The organism is Vagococcus sp. WN80Y (genome assembly GCF_059621045.1).
Map to the genome: position 1 here is coordinate 92,220 of NZ_JCAQHY010000174.1, position 17,624 is coordinate 109,843.

General features: G+C 36.4%; 16 protein-coding genes. 15 read left to right on the top strand and 1 reads right to left on the bottom strand.

Translation table 11 applies throughout. The features are described from left to right. Positions 1-246: 246 nt before the first annotated feature. From AC5KOD_RS20775 to AC5KOD_RS20835, 13 genes are all read left to right on the top strand, one after another. Positions 247-708 (top strand): transposase, encoded by a 462-nt coding sequence (locus tag AC5KOD_RS20775; RefSeq protein WP_496916502.1) that lies wholly within the window; start codon positions 247-249, stop codon positions 706-708. 279 nt (positions 709-987) lie between these two features. Further along, a complete protein-coding gene (locus AC5KOD_RS20780) occupies positions 988-2,655 on the top strand; it encodes a glycoside hydrolase family 13 protein (RefSeq protein ID WP_496916503.1) in 1,668 nt (555 codons plus the stop codon). A 22-nt stretch (positions 2,656-2,677) separates the two neighbouring features. Beyond that, positions 2,678-4,450, top strand: a complete 1,773-nt coding sequence (locus AC5KOD_RS20785) for a glycoside hydrolase family 13 protein (RefSeq protein WP_496916504.1) — start codon at positions 2,678-2,680, stop codon at positions 4,448-4,450. Between the two features lie 113 nt (positions 4,451-4,563). Beyond that, positions 4,564-5,832: an extracellular solute-binding protein gene (locus AC5KOD_RS20790; protein WP_496916505.1), complete on the top strand. Its 1,269-nt coding sequence runs from the start codon at positions 4,564-4,566 to the stop codon at positions 5,830-5,832. Between the two features lie 89 nt (positions 5,833-5,921). Beyond that, positions 5,922-7,223: a carbohydrate ABC transporter permease gene (locus AC5KOD_RS20795; RefSeq protein WP_496916506.1), complete on the top strand. Its 1,302-nt coding sequence runs from the start codon at positions 5,922-5,924 to the stop codon at positions 7,221-7,223. Further along, complete coding sequence (locus AC5KOD_RS20800; protein ID WP_496916507.1) at positions 7,223-8,074, top strand: sugar ABC transporter permease; 852 nt, start codon at positions 7,223-7,225, stop codon at positions 8,072-8,074. Before AC5KOD_RS20795 ends, AC5KOD_RS20800 begins: the two co-directional genes overlap by 1 nt. Before the next feature lie 30 nt (positions 8,075-8,104). Then, positions 8,105-8,944 (top strand): DUF1189 domain-containing protein, encoded by an 840-nt coding sequence (locus AC5KOD_RS20805; RefSeq protein WP_496916508.1) that lies wholly within the window; start codon positions 8,105-8,107, stop codon positions 8,942-8,944. A 22-nt stretch (positions 8,945-8,966) separates the two neighbouring features. Continuing rightward, complete coding sequence (locus AC5KOD_RS20810; protein ID WP_496916509.1) at positions 8,967-11,243, top strand: glycoside hydrolase family 65 protein; 2,277 nt, start codon at positions 8,967-8,969, stop codon at positions 11,241-11,243. 48 nt (positions 11,244-11,291) lie between these two features. Beyond that, positions 11,292-11,954 carry a beta-phosphoglucomutase gene (pgmB, locus tag AC5KOD_RS20815; protein ID WP_496916510.1) on the top strand — a complete coding sequence of 221 codons (663 nt, stop codon included), beginning with the start codon at positions 11,292-11,294 and terminating at the stop codon, positions 11,952-11,954. A 135-nt stretch (positions 11,955-12,089) separates the two neighbouring features. After that, positions 12,090-12,641, top strand: coding sequence for a TetR/AcrR family transcriptional regulator (locus AC5KOD_RS20820; RefSeq protein ID WP_496916511.1), 552 nt, complete (start codon positions 12,090-12,092; stop codon positions 12,639-12,641). A 27-nt stretch (positions 12,642-12,668) separates the two neighbouring features. Beyond that, on the top strand, positions 12,669-13,004 hold the full coding sequence (locus AC5KOD_RS20825) for a DMT family transporter (protein WP_496916512.1): 336 nt from the start codon (positions 12,669-12,671) through the stop codon (positions 13,002-13,004). A gap of 1 nt (position 13,005) precedes the next feature. Next, positions 13,006-13,317: a DMT family transporter gene (locus AC5KOD_RS20830; protein WP_496916513.1), complete on the top strand. Its 312-nt coding sequence runs from the start codon at positions 13,006-13,008 to the stop codon at positions 13,315-13,317. 145 nt (positions 13,318-13,462) lie between these two features. Beyond that, positions 13,463-14,179 carry a 6-phosphogluconolactonase gene (locus AC5KOD_RS20835; protein WP_496916514.1) on the top strand — a complete coding sequence of 239 codons (717 nt, stop codon included), beginning with the start codon at positions 13,463-13,465 and terminating at the stop codon, positions 14,177-14,179. Between the two features lie 171 nt (positions 14,180-14,350). On the opposite strand, the gene AC5KOD_RS20840 is transcribed toward AC5KOD_RS20835, so the two are convergent. Beyond that, the gene (locus tag AC5KOD_RS20840; RefSeq protein WP_496916515.1) at positions 14,351-14,698 is read right to left on the bottom strand and encodes a hypothetical protein; all 348 of its coding nucleotides are present in this window, start codon (positions 14,696-14,698) and stop codon (positions 14,351-14,353) included. Positions 14,699-14,925: 227 nt separating this feature from the next. Between AC5KOD_RS20840 and AC5KOD_RS20845 the strand changes: the two genes are divergently transcribed. Next, positions 14,926-15,696, top strand: coding sequence for an ABC transporter ATP-binding protein (locus AC5KOD_RS20845; protein ID WP_496916516.1), 771 nt, complete (start codon positions 14,926-14,928; stop codon positions 15,694-15,696). Positions 15,697-15,701: 5 nt separating this feature from the next. Continuing rightward, positions 15,702-17,528: an FtsX-like permease family protein gene (locus AC5KOD_RS20850; RefSeq protein WP_496916517.1), complete on the top strand. Its 1,827-nt coding sequence runs from the start codon at positions 15,702-15,704 to the stop codon at positions 17,526-17,528. Positions 17,529-17,624 lie beyond the last annotated feature (96 nt).

The following is a 17,624-nucleotide window of genomic DNA, read 5'->3' on the forward strand; positions in this document are numbered from 1 at the left end:
GAATTTAATCCGTATAGCCAAGTAATAGCGCCTTGAACTTGGTCTTGTGTGGAGTAGATATCTTCCAATCTGAGTAATTAACAAGTAAACAAAAAATTAAGTAGTGTCACGCGTCATGTGACACGGTGAGAAAATAATTAGTTAAACGTAATGATCGGCTCAGGTAATTCTTTAATGAGTCTTTTTACAATGAAGCCGAAGAGGGTGGGATAAAAGTAGATATTAATCTGCTTTTATCCCACTTTTTTGCGTTTTGGGGTACACAAAAATAGCGTTCCTCTCATTACTTATGGGTCTTATTACCGAGATAAAAAGAAGAAACAAAAAAAGAATCCGTTCATTATTGATAACTGGACTTATCTTGAAACAGAGGACTTATACATATGTTCATCTAAACGCCCAGTTTCATTCAAACGGTATAGTAAGCGCAAAGATACGTATGGATTCGAGCACAACTTTAAAGTTTATGAATGTGAGGACTGTCGTAAGTATACCCTACGGTCACTTTGTATAAGAGCGAAAAGTAATCATAAGCGGCAAATTCATCTTAATCCAACATGGGAGTACTTCAAACATTATATTAAAGACAAGCTTTCAGATAAGAAAACGAAAGAAATCTATAAACAACGTAAAGTTGATGTAGAACCAGTTTTCGGAAATCTGAAGGCTAATTTAGGTTTCACTCAATTTCATGTCAGAGGGTACTAACAGGTGACCAACGAAATAGGATTTGCCTTAATGGCAATAAACTTGAAAAAATTGGCCTAATCTACTCAACAGACAAAAAATATCTTGGCGATTATCAGTCATTCTGATTTTCACCAAGATATTTTTCTGTATTGAGAGAGTTTTGTCTCACCCTCTTTTTCGTGTCTATGTAGGCCAATATTAATTTTGTTACCGGTATCAGACGTTCTCTTATTGTTGTTACAAGTAACATTTTGTATGCTTATGGGGACACGATTGAACTTAAAGGAGGTATAAAATATGGCTGATAACTGGTGGAAAGAAGCGATTATTTATCAAATATATCCAAAAAGCTTTAAAGATAGTAATAATGATGGTGTAGGTGATATTTCTGGAATAACCCAACAGTTAGATTACATTAAGAGTTTAGGCGTTAATACCCTTTGGCTTAATCCTATTTTTATTTCACCTCAAGTAGACAATGGCTATGATATATCTAATTATTATGCTATTGATCCATTATTTGGGACAGAGGAAGAGTTGGAAATATTTATTGAAGAAGTGCATAAAAGGGATTTGAAATTGGTTTTTGATCTGGTTTTAAATCATACCTCAAAGGAGCATCCCTGGTTTATAGAAGCGTCAAAAGGGCCTGATAATATCTATCGTGATTATTATTTATGGCAAAAAGGGCGTGGAGACCAGTTGCCACCGAATAACTGGGCATCATTTTTTGGTGGATCGGTTTGGGAAAAGGACGAGAAATCGGATGAGTACTATTTTCATTTATTCGATAAGACAATGCCTGATTTAAATTGGGAAAATCCAGAAGTTAGACATGCCATGCTGGATATTGCAAAATACTGGTTAGCAAAAGGAGTTGATGGTTTCCGATTAGATGCGTTTATTCATTTGGAAAAAGCTGATTTTAGTTTGCAAGTTTCTAATAGTTTGGATAATCAAGTTGTGATTGCAGAACAGTATTACGCCAATCTCCCTAAAGTTAAGCGCTATTTGGCAGAATTTGTTGAAGCGTTACGCCAATTAAAACCGACTTTATTCATTTTAGGTGAGGCGGCTTCAGCAACAGAAGAATTGGCCAGCGAATACACAGATTCAGCTAATTTTCAATGTGATACAGTGGTTAGTTTTCGTTATTTCCCAGAGGAGTTAATAAAAATGGATGAGCGATTGCCACATCATTTGCAAAAAAAGAAGCTTAATGTTAAAGAGTTTAAAAAGACGATGGTATCTTGGCAGCAGCAGTTGAATAACGATCGGTACCCGACACTTTATTGGAACAACCATGATATGCCTCGATTAGTTTCGCGGTTTGGCGATGATGAGAATTTTCGTCAAGAGAGTGCCAAGATGTTAGCGACATTGATGTATCTACAGCGAGGTCTTCCTATTATTTTATATGGGGAAGAAATCGGTATGAAAAATGTGGCAGTGAACTCAATTGATGTTTTTCAAGATCCAGGAGCCAAGGCCGACCATGAGCAGTTACTTAAAAACGGCTTGAGTGAAAGAGAGGCTTTGGATGTGATTGCAAGCGTAAGTAAAGAAGCGAGTCGTGGGGCGATGCAGTGGGGGAGTGGCCCTTATGCAAATTTTTCTGAGATAGAGCCTTGGGGCAATGTTAACATTGAGAAAACTTTCAATGTATTGGATCAATTAAGCTCTTCTGATAGTGTATTTCATTATTATCAAGAATTACTTAAACTGAAACAGCAACCATTGTTTAGCCAAGGAAGTTTTGAACTTGTTGAAACAGCCGACTCTAGCTATGTTTATATACGTGAATTTGCTGGAGAGAAGGCACTTGTGATAACCAATTTAGGGACGGAAACTCTCAGTTTTACAATTAAGGAAGTTGAAGGGGATGTACTATTAAGCAGTACCTCCTATCAATTAGAAAGTGACCAGCTACTGTTACCAGCTTATGGAGCGGTAGTAATAAGATAATGAGAAAGTAGGAAGATTGACAATGGAAAAAGCAGCATTATTACACAGACCGGATAGTGAATACGCTTATTTATATGATAAGGAGCAGTTTCATATTAGATTAAGGACTAAAAAGGGAGATGTTACCGCCGTTAATGTCATTAAAGGTGACCCTTATTTAATCGGAGAGGATCAATGGTATCTGACTTCAGAACCAATGAAGTTACTAACGACAACAGAACAATTTGATTATTGGCTGATCGAAACAACAGCTGAATTTCGTCGTCTGCAATATGGATTTCACGTGATTGGAAGTGACCAAGAAGAAGTTTTTTATGGGGATCGAGGGATTTTCGAGTTTAGCGAAGAAGTAAGTGCTAAAGCTGAAAATTATTTCAGAATGCCTTATTTTCAGGATGTTGATCGGTTTAAGGCTCCTAAATGGGTAAAAGAAACGATCTGGTATCAAATCTTTCCTGAGCGTTTTGCTAATGGAGATACGAGTAATGATCCAGTGGGAACCTTAGTATGGGGAAGTAAGGAACATCCAGGGCGTGAAGATTTTTTTGGTGGTGACTTACAGGGAGTGATTGATCACTTAGATTACCTTGTTGATTTAGGTATTAATGGTATTTATTTCTGTCCAATATTTAAAGCTCATTCTAATCATAAGTACGATACTATTGATTATTTTGAAATCGATCCTGATTTCGGTGATAAGGCAACGTTTAGGAAATTGGTTGATGAAGCACACAAGAGAGGCATTAAGATTATGTTGGACGCTGTTTTCAATCATATGGGTTATCATTCATTGCAATGGCAAGATGTTGTTAGAAACGAGGAAAAATCTAAATACGCTGATTGGTTCCATATTCATAGTTACCCAGTCGAGTTTGGAGTAAATGGCAATGAAGAAGGGGCTAAGACAGTTTCATATGATACATTTGCTTTTACGCCAAGGATGCCTAAATTGAATACAGCAAACCCAGAGGTTCAGGCATATTTATTAGAAATTGCGACATATTGGATTGAGGAATTTGATATTGATGCGTGGCGTTTAGATGTGGCTAATGAAGTTGACCATCATTTTTGGAAACAATTTTTTAAGGCAACTGTTTCACTCAAAGAGGATTTTTATATTTTAGGTGAAATCTGGCATTCATCACAGAGTTGGTTAAATGGAGATGAGTTTCATGCAGTGATGAATTATGCTTACACAGAGACTATTGAAAATTTCTTTGTTAATCAAGAAATTTCTGCAACAAAGATGGTCAGTGGTTTGAATGAGCAATTGATGCTGTATCGTCAGCAAACTAATGAAGTGATGTTTAATATGCTTGATTCTCATGATACAGCACGACTTTTGACTATAGCTAACGAAGATACGGCAGTAGCTCAAATGACGTTAGCCTTTACTTTCTTACAACATGGTTCGCCTTGTCTTTATTACGGAACTGAAATTGGAATGACTGGTGATAATGATCCTGACTGTCGTAAAACGATGATTTGGGAAGAAGAACAGCAAGACTATGATTTCTTAGCTTTTACTAAAGAATTAATTACTTTACGCAAGACATATCAAGCTATTTTATCAGCAGGAAGCTTAGAATTTTTCTTAGTAGAAGATGAGGCTGCTTTTGTCGGTTTTAGAAGAGAGACGGGGACACATGTCTTGACCGCTTACTTTAATCGGGGGAATAGCGCTAAGAAAGTAACGATTGATGCGAGTCAAACCGTAGTGATGTCACGTTTAGCTGATCGCCAAACAGGTCAAATCGAAGAAAAAGGGTTTGTCATTTTGGTTTCAGAAAAATAAATACTACAAGTTATCTTGTTAACGGTAACAGAGGTAAAGCGGTTGCAATGGGACATGTAACAGAGAATAATAAGGGTGTAAGCGAAAATAAAAATAATCAGGGGGTATTCGTAATGAAAAAAAGTTTCAAGAAAATTGGCTTAGGTGTTTTGGCAACAGGGCTAGCATTGACGCTAGTTGCTTGTGGAGGGGCTAAAGAAAAAGCAAAAGAGGAGGCCAATGCGTCTGATGGTAAGACCCTAACAGTTTCTGTTGACAAAGGTTATATCAAGTATCTTGAAGAAATTAAGGGTGAATTTGAAAAAGAAAATGATGTGACAATTAAGTTAACTGAACGAGACATGTTCGAACAATTAGAAGCTCTATCGTTAGATGGACCAGCAGGAAAAGCTCCAGATGTAATGATGTCAGCTTACGACCGTTTAGGGCCACTAGGTCAACAAGGTCATTTAGCAGAAGTGACATTAGGAAATGAAGCAGAGTACAACGCCACCGATAAATCTCAAGTAACTGTTGATGGTAAATACTTCGGCGAGCCAGCTATTATTGAAACTTTAGTACTGTATTATAACAAAGAGTTGATTGATACAATCCCAGAAACATTTGCTGATTTAGAAGCGATTAGTAAAGACCCTAAATTTGATTTTACTGCTGAAAAGGGGAAAAATGTCGGTTTCTTAGCGAAATGGACTGACTTTTATTCCGCTTATGGCTTGTTAGCCGGTTATGGTGGTTATGTTTTTGGTAAGGATGGTACGGATCCTAGTGATGTGGGGTTAAATTCTAAAGGTGCAGTTGAAGGGATCGAATATGCTAATACATGGTTCCAAAATGTATGGCCTAAAGGGATGCAAGATGTGAAGAGTGCCGGTGATTTTATTACTGATCAATTTGTTAATGGAAAAACTGCTGCAATTATTGATGGTCCTTGGGCAGCAGCAAACCTCAAAGAAGCTGGCGTAGATTTTGGTGTCGCTAAAATACCAACTTTAAAAAATGGTAATGCTTATGAAGCTTTTGGTGGCGGTAAAGCTTGGGTAGTCAGCAATTACTCTAAGAACAAAGAAGTTGGTCAAAAGTTCATTGATTTTTTAACAACAGATGTGAATCAAACGAAATTATATGAACTAACTAATGAGGTACCAGCCAACAATAAATCTCGTGAAACGGCTGCTTCAGGTGATGATCAGATTACAAAAGCTGTTATTGATCAATATGTTAATGCAGACCCAATGCCAAATATTCCAGAGATGGGAGAAGTTTGGACAGGTGGTGAAAACTTGATGTTTGATGCCGCTTCAGGTAAACAAACGCCTCAAGAAGCAGCTGATGCGGCAGTCAAAGTTATTGATGATGCGATTGCCCAAAAATATACAAAATAGTCGCTGAGATATTACTATCAGCAACTGAAATAGTTTCGGCAGAGACATAATCTCTGCCGAAATTCTTTTAAAGAATAGGAGAAAAAAAGATGGACACTGCAACGACAAAAAAAGATCTAAAAAAAGCAACTTTCTTATCTCTTATCCCTGGATTAGGCCAATTTTATAATGAGCAAAAGTTTAAAGGCGTTATCTTTATTGGGGTATTTCTTTTATTTATAATTGAAATGGCACTATTTGGGGTTGGAGCATTGCATGGGTTTGTTACGCTAGGAAGTGTACCCATCGAAGATCATTCGCTTTTTTTAATGATTGAAGGAACACTACAACTTATTATTACGGTTATTTTTTTAATTTTTTATGCGATTAATATTCGCGATGTTCGAATGGTAGCGAAACGATGGAACTCAGGAATGAAAGTAAATGTGACTGCAAAAGAAATTATTCATAATGTGTTTGACAATGGCTTTCCTTATGTCTTAACATTACCAGCCTATATTGTAATGACATTTGCTATTATTTTTCCTGTTCTAGTGACCTTATTTATGGCTTTTACTAACTATGATTTTTACCATATTCCACCAGCAAATTTAATTGACTGGGTTGGATTTAAAAATTTCTTTAGCATTTTCTTCTTAAGTTCGTACCGAGATACTTTTGGTTCTGTTCTATCTTGGACCTTGATTTGGACTATGTGCGCATCGACGCTTCAAATCACGCTAGGGATATTCACTGCAGTTGTGGCTAATCAAGAATTTATTAAAGGACGCCGTCTTTTCGGGGTAATCTTTCTACTTCCTTGGGCTGTTCCGGCTTTCATTACTATTCTAAGTTTTTCAAATATTTTCAATGATAGTATTGGGGCTATCAATGCCCAAGTAATTCCATTTTTAAACCATATCCCTTTTGTTGATATCAGTGCGATTGCCTGGAAAACTGATCCCTTTTGGACAAAAGTGGCAATCATTATGATTCAGGGGTGGCTAGGCTTCCCATATATTTATGTAATGGTCACGGGGATTCTACAATCAATTCCGGCCGATTTATATGAGGCCGCAAAAATTGATGGAGCTAATGCTATTCAGCGCTTTAGTCAAATTACAATGCCGATGATCTTATATGTGGCATCGCCGATTTTTGTTACCCAGTATACAGGAAATTTCAATAACTTTTCGATGATTTATCTCTTTAATATGGGCGGACCTGGTAGTGTTGGTGGTGGAGCCGGATCGACTGATATCCTTATTTCCTGGATATATAAACTGACGACAGGTACATCTCCACAGTACTCAGTCGCGGCAGCTGTGACGTTGATGATTTCTGCAATCGTCATCACAGTATCATTGATTGTCTTTAAGAGAACTAAAGCCTTTGACATGGAGGGAATGTAATGAAAAATAAGCTACATTCACAAAAGACAAGTCGTTTTTTGACAAAGCTCTTTACCTATTTATTTATGGTGATTCTTTCAATTATTATCATATATCCCTTATTAATTACGATTAGTTCAGCTTTTAAAGCGGGAAATGTTAATGCATTTAGTCTAAGTCTAGATGGAAAATGGACCCTGGGAAATTTTCAGCGTTTATTTACGGAAACTTTGTACGGCAGCTGGTATAAAAATACCTTAATTATTGCATTCTTTACGATGATTTGCCAAGTGGTGATTGTAACTTTGGCAGGTTATACCTATAGTCGCTATCGCTTTGTCGGACGTAAGAGTAGTTTGAAATTCTTTTTAATCGTTCAAATGGTTCCAACAATGGCTGCGTTAACTGCTTTTTATGTGATGGCCTTTTTACTTGATGCATTGGATCAATACTGGTTTTTAACGATGATTTATATCGGTGGTGGGATTCCAATGAACACATGGCTGATGAAGGGATACTTTGATACCGTTCCAATTGATTTGGATGAGAGTGCCAAACTAGATGGCGCCGGTCATTTTAGAATTTTTTGGCAAATCGTGTTGCCACTAGTTCGACCAATGTTAGCTGTTCAAGCTTTATGGGCATTTATGGGGCCTTTTGGAGATTTTATGTTAGCACGTTTCTTACTACGAACACAGGAGAAATTAACAGTAGCTGTTGGGTTACAATCATTTATTAGTAATACTAAAGATCAAAAAATTGCTTTATTTGCGGCAGGTGCGATTTTGATCGCAGTGCCAATTACGACATTGTTCTTCTTTTTGCAAAAACATTTTGTATCAGGGTTAGTGGCAGGAGGAACAAAAGGTTAATCATAATTAGTAAAAAAGGATGAGACTACGATGACCAAACAATCATTTCCATTTAATTATTTCGCTAGTATTGTTACACCGACACAAGTTTTTCGAGGGCGAAAAGCATTATCAAAACTTCAATTAGCTGTTGTATTTATTTTTATCACAGCTTTGACATTGATTCCAGTAACGATTAATATGGCACGTTCCACTCATTTTAATTTGGTGGAAATTATGCCCGAAATGTTTAAGCAGGTAGATCATGAAACGTTGGTTGCGATACAAGATGCTCCTTTTATAGAAGGTCGCTTAAACAGCACCGACATGCGTTTGATTAATGAGCAAGGGACTGTTGGGTTTAATTTAAGTGAAGTGGAGTTATCTAAACACAAGAATGCAATTAGTTTTGGTGAGACAAGCATGTGGTTAAAGGATTCGTCTGGTTATGAGTTTAAGGTAGCCTATACGAAGAAATTTAACCCTGCAAGTTACACAAGTATCAATGAACTAAAACAAGGAATCAGCTCTCAATGGCTGACTCAAAACAAAGCCTTTGTTGCGTTTACAATGATGATTATGAGTGGCTCTCTGATTGTGGTAAGTCATCTAATTCTTGTTTTAGGTGGTTCTTTCTTTGTTTGGATGACAAGAAAGAATCATCTGTCATCAATAAAAACGTACCAAGAATCACTTAATTTAATTTTAAATGGTCTTGGTTTAAGTACTATAGCAGGAATGGTTATCGGTTTATTCAGCTTTGATATGACGCTTGTTTTGAGTATTCAATCATTTGGATTGGTTTTAATGCTACTAGGCGTCTTTGTTAGGACGAGGTTTAATGATAGTTATGCAACACGTTCACATCACTCAATACAGATAAAAGTATAAATTAGATAAAGGAGTACTTAAAATGTTCAAACGATTATTTGAAATTGATCCATGGAAAATTAAAACAACACAGCTTGATATTGAAAATAAACGCCTACAGGAGAGTTTAACTTCAATTGGTAATGGCTATATGGGAATGCGAGGGAATTTCGAAGAGAGTTATTCTGGAGATACGCATCAGGGAACTTATATTGCGGGTGTTTGGTTTCCTGACAAGACGCGGGTTGGCTGGTGGAAAAATGGTTATCCTGAGTATTTTGGTAAAGTTATTAATGCAACAAATTTTATTGGTGTTGAGGTTGTTATCAATAGTCAATTAATCGATTTGGCGACATGTTCTTACCATGATTTCTATTTAGAACTTGATATGCAGACAGGGTGTTTAAGTCGTTATTATACTGTTGATTTAGCGGGAGTTGAGGCTAAAATAAGTTTTGAGCGTTTTGTTAGTGTGGCTACCCAAGAATTAGCGCTTGTTAAAGTGGAAGTTGAATTATTAAAGGGACAGGCAACGGTTGAGCTAACGCCCAAGCTAGATGGTGATGTTAGAAATGAAGATAGCAACTATGAAGAAGTATTCTGGCTAGAGAAGTATCGTCAGTTGGGAGATATGCCGACTCTTACATTAGAAACAATTGAAAATCCGTTCGGTACACCTCGCTTTAGTGTGACAACAGCAATGAAATCACTTAGTTCAAATTCAAGTCTGAAGCAAGAAGAATCGGAAAAATATGTTGCAGAGACTGCTACGTTTGAATTGAAAGAAGGAGAGGTAGCTCGATTAGAGAAATATGTAGCGGTTGTAACAAGTCGTGATATTCCAGAAGAGGAGCAAATGATAAGAGCACATCAATTGTTAGAAACGGCTATTTCAACAGGGTGGAAACAATTAAAGGCAGCCCACATCCAAGGATGGTCTGAGCGCTGGGAAAAAGCAGATGTGGTGATTGAAGGTGATGATGAGGCACAGCAAGGCATGCGTTTTAATATATTCCAATTATTTTCTACTTATTACGGAGAGGATGCGCGTTTAAATGTGGGTCCGAAAGGGTTTACGGGGGAAAAATACGGCGGTGCGACTTACTGGGATACTGAGGCGTATATCGTGCCAATGTATCTATCGGTCGCTGGCCAGGAAGTTAGTGAACAATTACTAAAGTATCGTCATCAACAGTTGCCAGGTGCTTTTCATAATGCTAAACAACAAGGCTTAAAAGGAGCCCTTTATCCGATGGTTACTTTTACGGGAGTTGAATGCCATAATGAATGGGAGATTACTTTCGAGGAAATTCATAGAAATGGTGCAATCGCTCATGCTATCTTTAATTATACATCCTACACAGGAGATGATACCTACTTAATTAATGAAGGTATCGATGTTTTAGTTGCAATTTCGCGCTTTTGGGAGGATCGAGTTCATTATTCCAAGCGAAATGATTGCTACATGATTCATGGAGTGACAGGGCCAAATGAATATGAAAACAATGTCAACAATAATTGGTATACCAACACAATGGCAACATGGGTTCTGCGGTACACGTTAGAAAGTTTGGGAAAAGTAACCTCGGAGAAATTAGTCGCTTTAGGGATAACAGTTGATGAAAAAGAGAAGTGGCAAGCGATTATTGATAAGATGTATATGCCAATTGATGATGAACTAGGGATATTTGTGCAACATGATACATTTTTAGATAAGGAATTACGGCCTGTAAGTTCACTGCATCAAGAAGACTTACCTTTAAATCAAAATTGGTCATGGGACAAAGTCTTGCGATCCCCTTTTATTAAACAAGCAGATGTACTTCAAGGGCTTTACTTCTTAAATCACGAATACAGTGTTGAACAAAAACAACGAAACTTTGATTTTTATGAACCGATGACTGTTCATGAATCATCTTTATCAGCTTGCGTTCATAGCATTTTAGCTGCTGAATTAGGAATGGAAGAAAAAGCGGTAGAACTTTATGCACGAACGGCTCGCTTGGATTTAGATAATTATAATAATGATACAGAAGACGGCTTGCACATTACATCTATGAGTGGTGGCTGGTTATCACTAGTTCATGGATTTGCTGGCATGCGAACGTTAGATGGCAACTTAAGTTTTAATCCATTTACACCAAAAGAGTGGCAGGGGTATTCCTTTAAAGTCACTTATCAGGGACGTTTATTACAAGTGATGGTTAACCATCAAGAAGTTCGTTTGGCAATTTTAGAGGGAGTTCCACTAAAGGTCACTCTTTTTGATAAGTGTGTGACGGTTGCAGATGAGTATGTTGTACAAATAAATAAAACCTAGTTGCAATTTGTTGAAAGCACTTGAGAAATTGACGAGAGGGAGTCGGAGATGGCAATAAAAGGATTTATATTTGATTTAGATGGAGTTATTACTGATACAGCAGAGTATCATTACTTAGCGTGGAAGAATTTGGCTGAAAAAATTGGAGTGTCTATTGATCGTGAGTTTAATGAAAAGCTAAAGGGAATTTCACGAATGGATTCCTTAGAGAGAATCTTGGTGCACGGTGACAAGGAGGCGACGTATACACTTATTGAAAAAGAAAAGTTGGCTGCAGATAAAAATGCTGAATATGTTAAGCTGATTGAGAGTATTACATATGATGATTTATTACCAGGGATTCCAGAGTTTTTAGAAGAATTAAAGGTAGCAGGAATTAAACTGGCTTTGGCATCGGCTAGTAAAAATGGTCCAGTTATTTTGGAACGATTAGGTATTACAGCGTATTTTAATGAAATAGTAGACCCGAGTCTCTTAAGAAAAGGAAAACCGGACCCAGAAATATTTCTAAAAGGGGCGGAACAACTGGGATTGTCTGTCTCAGAATGTGTAGGAGTTGAAGATGCAGAGGCAGGGATTTTAGCGATTAACGGCGCTAAAATGTTTTCTGTTGGGGTGGGGGATTCATACTCTATGAGGGAAGCTGATTACCAAGTTTTACAAACGAGTCAATTATCTCTTGAAAAAATTCTGGAAAAAGTGAAGGGATGATTTTTTTGAGTAAAGGTATTTCCTTTTTAGCGAGGGAATACCTTTTTTATTGACAGTGTTAATTATTTTTAGTAAAATAAAAACCGACTGTTCGTTTTGTTTTGAAAATTAATTTCATCAATAAGGAGGGGTATAATGACCAAAGCAGAGAAGAAACGCCGTCATATTTTAGACAGTGCAAGTCGCTTATTAGCGAGTCGTGGTTTAGCAGATATTACCTTGGATGAAGTAGCAAAAGAAGCTGGTTATAGTAAAGGTGGTGTGACTCATTATTTTTCTAATAAAGATGAGCTCCTACGAAGTCTGGCGGATAGACTTAATCAAGACTATCTCGACAGGATTGAGGCGGCAAGTATTAAGGAAACCGAGTCAACTGGTAGTTGGTCTCGAGGGATGATTGCAGTGTCGGATGATGATCTGCAGTCGACATCACAAATAAATGTCGCTTTAGTAGCTGGGGCTTTGAGCCATCAACAAATTAGTGAATCTGTCTCAAATAGTTTTCATGTGATTCAAGAGAAGATGACGACGGATGGATATGATCCTGTCTTGGCAACCATCGTTCGCTTGGCGATAGATGGTCTTTATTATTCAGAGTTGTTTAATGGCTCTGCGTTGGACGATGAAATGCGAGGTGCGATCCTGGAGCGAGTGCGATCCTGGACATATGAAAAAAATATGGATTAAACTAATCATTTTATATAGAGGTGTCTAATGACTAAAGAATGGATAAAAGTATTATTTGCATCAGTTTTTGAATTGGTATGGGTTAGCGGTTTAGGGCATGCGGAAACTATTTTTCAATGGGTATTGACAGGTGCAGGTGTAGTAATAAGTTTTGTTTTACTAACAGAAGCAGCAAAGCATCTCCCTATTGGAACAGTCTATGCTGTTTTCGCAGGAATTGGTTCTGTCGGAAGTATCTTGGTAGGAGTCTTATTTTTTGAAGAAGCAGTTAGTCCGATAAAGCTTGTTTTTATGGGGACGTTGATTTTAGGGATTATAGGCTTGAAATTAATCGAGACGCCTAAGAAAAAGGAGGAAATTTAACATGGAGTGGTTGGCTTTAGTCGGCGCTGGATTGATGGAGATAGTAGGCGTTTGGAATATCAAACGATTAGCTGACGGTAATAAACGGGCGATTATCGTGGCATTTATTACGATGGGAAGCAGTCTGCTTATGTTATCATTTGCTTTGCAGGTGATTCCTATGGGAACAGGTTATGCGATTTGGACAGGGATTGGGACTGTTGGAACGGCTCTTGTGGGAATAATTTTATTTAAAGATTCAACAGATATTAAGCGTTTGTTATGTATTGCATTAATTTTGGCTTCAACAATTGCATTAAAATTACTTTCATAGAGTACCGCGGTATGAAGGCTAACAAATGGTTAGCCTCGTACTGTTTTTTTGTAAAAAATCCTTTTTTTATGAGGTTCCTTGACTATAAGTTTAAGTGTTTTTTTAGTAAACTTAAAGGACATTAACTAATAGTGGAGGTTTTAGGATGAAAGTAATAGTAAAGAAAGATTTTGAAGCAATGAGTCATGCATTGGCTCAGATGATTGTCCCTTATTTAATAGCGGACCAAAAGTCAAATATCTCGTTAACAGCCGGTTCTACACCTGGGCGAGCTTATGAGATTATTAAAGAATTATTAATAGTAAGTGATAGTGGTATTTCAAAAAAAGTTCATTTCTTCCAGCAAGATAATTTGTATCTGAGTGTTAAACCAGAAGATTATAAGCGATTTAAGTACATTAATCAATCATTCTTTGAAGCTAATAATATCAATGATGAGCAAATTACTTATCTAACAGATGATACTTATTCAAATATTGACCAACTTATAGAGAGGGCTGGCGGTCTTGATTTTGCCATTATGGGAATTGGATCAGACGGCCATATTGCTGCTAATATGCCTGGTACACCTTTTACGAATCAAGGCTATCGTCAAGATTTAGATGAAAAAATGATGGGGATGATCAATGATTCAGATGAAGTAACGGATAAAGTGGATTGTTATGTTTCAATCGGTATGAAAACCCTGATGAAGGCTAAAAAGATTGTTGTTATTGCTAATGGGGAAGGAAAAGCGGCTATTTTGTCTGAAGCTTTTTATGGAGAGCTGACTCCAGAAATTCCTGCTTCTATTTTGCAATTTCATTCAGATATCACAATTTTGTGTGATGAGCTTGCTGCAAAATTAATTAGTACGACGTAAAGAAAGATAATTAGTTTATTTATGTCTATTAACTCAGAGGATGAAATGAGTATATCTGTTGAAATGTCAATAGCTGCGAAAAAGAAGAGGGGAGATTTATCTTATCCTCTTTTTTTGATGTTGTAACATTTATGAATGGAGAAATAGATGAGCACAAACTATTGCTCGATTTTAGACACCATAATGAATGACATGTTTATCTTCTTTGAGAGCACATTGAATCAATCTAGCTAGATCAATCAATGCTTGATCTGTTTGGATAGCGGGATCATTTAGAATAATTTCTTGAAAAGCAGCGAGAGAGCTTGGAGGAATGAGTGTTGTACCCCATCTTGCTAGGCCAAAATTTGGCTGTGAAAGACTATGGAAAAATGTGGGTAAAAGAACTAAATCATGCCACCATCGATTAATATATAAATCATCATCAATTGCTATGCAGTTATATTTTTTGGGGGTATAATCTGAATAATTTTTCTTAATGTCAAGGTTATTGATGATGCCAAATTCTGATTTAATCATGTTGATTCCTCTCAAAATGTGTTTTCTTTAGAGTCTATTATAACAGAATTAGTGCTAAAAATAATAGAGAGGTGTCAAAAATAGAAGGGGAAGTTGATGTGACAAAACTGTTAGGTGAGTTTTAATAATTGTAAGAACTTTCGTAGGACGGTGGGATGAATATAGCGTAAACTAGGGTCATCAGGTAGTTGATAAACAATTAACTACTAACTAATTGGAGGCCGATTATGAATACAACCGTCTTAGAAGCAACACATATAAAAAAAGTTTACGGTAAAAAGGGAGAAAAGCAATACGAGGCATTAAAAGATATTTCATTTGAAATAACAGAAGGAGAATTTGTGGGAATTATGGGACCATCTGGTTCGGGTAAAACAACGTTGCTTAATATTTTATCTGCACTTGATAGTCCGACTAATGGTGATATAAAGATTTCTGGTTCAACTTTAAATGGTTTAAAAGAAAGCGAATTGTCTGATTTTAGGGCTAAGAATATTGGGTTTATTTTTCAAGATTTTAATTTATTGGAAAATTTGACCATGCAGCAAAATATTGGATTACCGTTATCACTACAAGGTGTCTCTGCGAGTAAAACAAAGAAGAAAGTGAAAGAAATTGCACGGATTTTAGGGATTGAACGGATTTTAGAAAATTATCCAACAGAAGTCTCTGGTGGTCAAAAACAACGGGTGGCCGCTGCTAGAGCCCTTGTCCATAATCCTAAATTATTACTAGGAGATGAGCCGACAGGAGCTCTCGATTCTAAAAATGCTAAAAACTTGCTTGAAGCTTTACGTGGTTTAAATGAAGACTACAAGACGACCATTTTATTGGTTACGCACGATGCAGTTAGTGCCAGCTATTGTAAACGGATCTTGTTTATTCAAGATGGTCAAATCTATCGAGAATTAAATCGTCGTGGAACACAACAAGAATTTTATCAAGAAATTCTATCTGTCTTAGCAGGACTTGAACTTGATGTAGAAAGTTTGGTGTAACGTATATGATGTTTAAACTTTCTTTGACAAGTGTGAAAAAACGTTGGCAAGACTATTTGGTTTTGATGATGGGACTGATGATTTCAATTTCAATTTTTTATATGTTCCAAACGCTATCGCTTAATACAAGTTTTTTGGAGGAAAATATTTCTTCTGTCTCAATGGTATCACTTGTTTTTCAACTTGGGGCCGTTCTTTTATCTATTATTACTATTGTTTATATTTTTTATGCTAATTCATTTTTACTTTCTATGCGCAAAAAAGAGTATGGAATGTATATGATGTTAGGCGCAAAAAAGAAAAAAATTGGTCAAATGATGGCAATTGAAACACTTTTTATTGGATGTTTTTCCACTATTATTGGTTTATTTTTAGGGACTGTTTTGGCCAAAGTGATGGGTGATTGGTTAAGTAAAGCCATTGATTTACCCTCTAATACTTATGAAGCTTTTGTCCCTAAAGCATTAGTTATTACTTTGATTTTCTTTGGTATATTGTTTTTCGTTACTACATTGGTTAATGTCACGAAATTTATGAAAACACGGACATTGGATTTACTTTACAGTGAAAGCCAATCTGAACGTTCTAAGTCCAAGCCGCTTATGACTGTAATTAAAATTAGTTTATCATTGGTGTTAATTGCTGTTGGTTATCTTTGTATGGTTAAGATAGGAACTTTTCAAATAATTGGTGTTTTGGTTGCCATTTTGACGATTACTCCAGGGACATTTTTATTTTTTAGTGCATTGGTACCTGTAATTGTTAATCGATTAAAAAAATGGGAAAGCTTAAGTGGAAAGAAAATTAATATTTTCACGTTGTCTCAATTAAGTTTCAAAGCCTCTTCATTAGCACGAGTTTTGGGGTTGGTCACGATGCTTTTAGCTTTGTCTCTGGGAGCTGTTACAGTAGGACAAGCTTTTAAAAATTTTGCAGCCGATTTGTTGAATACATCTGTTAACGATGTGGTTGTTTATAATGCAACGCCAGAGATTCAAGCAGAGTTAGACAAACTTGCTATTAAAGAAAAGATTACTTATCACTCTAAATTGGTGGGTGAAACGAAGACCTTTATTCAAGAAGAACTGACGAAGCATCCGTTGCTTGTACAAGAGACTCAAGAAATTGGGGGCGAGTTTAAACCATTGAAAAAGCTAGAAGCGAATCATGCTTACTCGTATCAAAATGAAGGAGAAAACACAATCGCCCAAGGGTTTAATCAGATTTCTGATAGCTATGGTACTAGTGGAGTAGTTGAAAGTAAGTTTCAAGTTTTAGCTAAAACAGACTTTGAGCAAGTTGCAGCCGATACTAATACTATTCAAGTGATTCGGGTATCTGATTATCAAGCTCAATTACCAATTTTTAAGAAGATTCATCAATTAGAAATAAAACGTCATCCAGATGTTGAGTTTATGAACAGCAAATATGAGATTTATCAGCAAGTTCAAAGTATGGCGAATGGGTTTATGTTTATGGGATTCTTTTTAGGAATTGCCTTTTTAGCAATGCTAGCAAGTTGCTTGATGTTTAAAATACTAACGGGTGCTTACCAAGATATTGCTCGTTATGATATGCTTCATAAAATTGGGGTTAGAGATAAATTGTTAGTCGGATCCATTTTTAAAGAAATTTTAGCAATCTTTTTAGCACCAGCTTTTTTAGGAGTCATTCATGTGTTAGTGGGCTTAAAAATGTTTACTATTTTTATTCCTAATCCTTATACTTACATTGGATTACCATTTGCTATTTATGGTTGTATATATTTAGGTTATTACTTTATCACAGTGTACTTATACAAGAACATCGTGTTACCAACTAAAAAAAGATGATGGAACTTACATAAGCCTTGATATTTAAGTATTTGTAAGATATTAAGAATTGTTGAACTCGAATCAAAATGAGCAACCTTTTGATTCGAGTTTATC

What these genes read in the sequence shown, in the direction of transcription:
- AC5KOD_RS20780 (WP_496916503.1), top strand. Translation starts at nt 988, where the DNA reads ATGGCTGATAACTGGTGGAAAGAAGCGATTATTTATCAAATATATCCA.
- AC5KOD_RS20785 (WP_496916504.1), top strand. Translation starts at nt 2,678, where the DNA reads ATGGAAAAAGCAGCATTATTACACAGACCGGATAGTGAATACGCTTAT.
- AC5KOD_RS20790 (WP_496916505.1), top strand. Translation starts at nt 4,564, where the DNA reads ATGAAAAAAAGTTTCAAGAAAATTGGCTTAGGTGTTTTGGCAACAGGG.
- AC5KOD_RS20795 (WP_496916506.1), top strand. Translation starts at nt 5,922, where the DNA reads ATGGACACTGCAACGACAAAAAAAGATCTAAAAAAAGCAACTTTCTTA.
- AC5KOD_RS20800 (WP_496916507.1), top strand. Translation starts at nt 7,223, where the DNA reads ATGAAAAATAAGCTACATTCACAAAAGACAAGTCGTTTTTTGACAAAG.
- AC5KOD_RS20805 (WP_496916508.1), top strand. Translation starts at nt 8,105, where the DNA reads ATGACCAAACAATCATTTCCATTTAATTATTTCGCTAGTATTGTTACA.
- AC5KOD_RS20810 (WP_496916509.1), top strand. Translation starts at nt 8,967, where the DNA reads ATGTTCAAACGATTATTTGAAATTGATCCATGGAAAATTAAAACAACA.
- pgmB (WP_496916510.1), top strand. Translation starts at nt 11,292, where the DNA reads ATGGCAATAAAAGGATTTATATTTGATTTAGATGGAGTTATTACTGAT.
- AC5KOD_RS20820 (WP_496916511.1), top strand. Translation starts at nt 12,090, where the DNA reads ATGACCAAAGCAGAGAAGAAACGCCGTCATATTTTAGACAGTGCAAGT.
- AC5KOD_RS20825 (WP_496916512.1), top strand. Translation starts at nt 12,669, where the DNA reads ATGACTAAAGAATGGATAAAAGTATTATTTGCATCAGTTTTTGAATTG.
- AC5KOD_RS20830 (WP_496916513.1), top strand. Translation starts at nt 13,006, where the DNA reads ATGGAGTGGTTGGCTTTAGTCGGCGCTGGATTGATGGAGATAGTAGGC.
- AC5KOD_RS20835 (WP_496916514.1), top strand. Translation starts at nt 13,463, where the DNA reads ATGAAAGTAATAGTAAAGAAAGATTTTGAAGCAATGAGTCATGCATTG.
- AC5KOD_RS20840 (WP_496916515.1), bottom strand. Translation starts at nt 14,698, where the DNA reads ATGATTAAATCAGAATTTGGCATCATCAATAACCTTGACATTAAGAAA.
- AC5KOD_RS20845 (WP_496916516.1), top strand. Translation starts at nt 14,926, where the DNA reads ATGAATACAACCGTCTTAGAAGCAACACATATAAAAAAAGTTTACGGT.
- AC5KOD_RS20850 (WP_496916517.1), top strand. Translation starts at nt 15,702, where the DNA reads ATGATGTTTAAACTTTCTTTGACAAGTGTGAAAAAACGTTGGCAAGAC.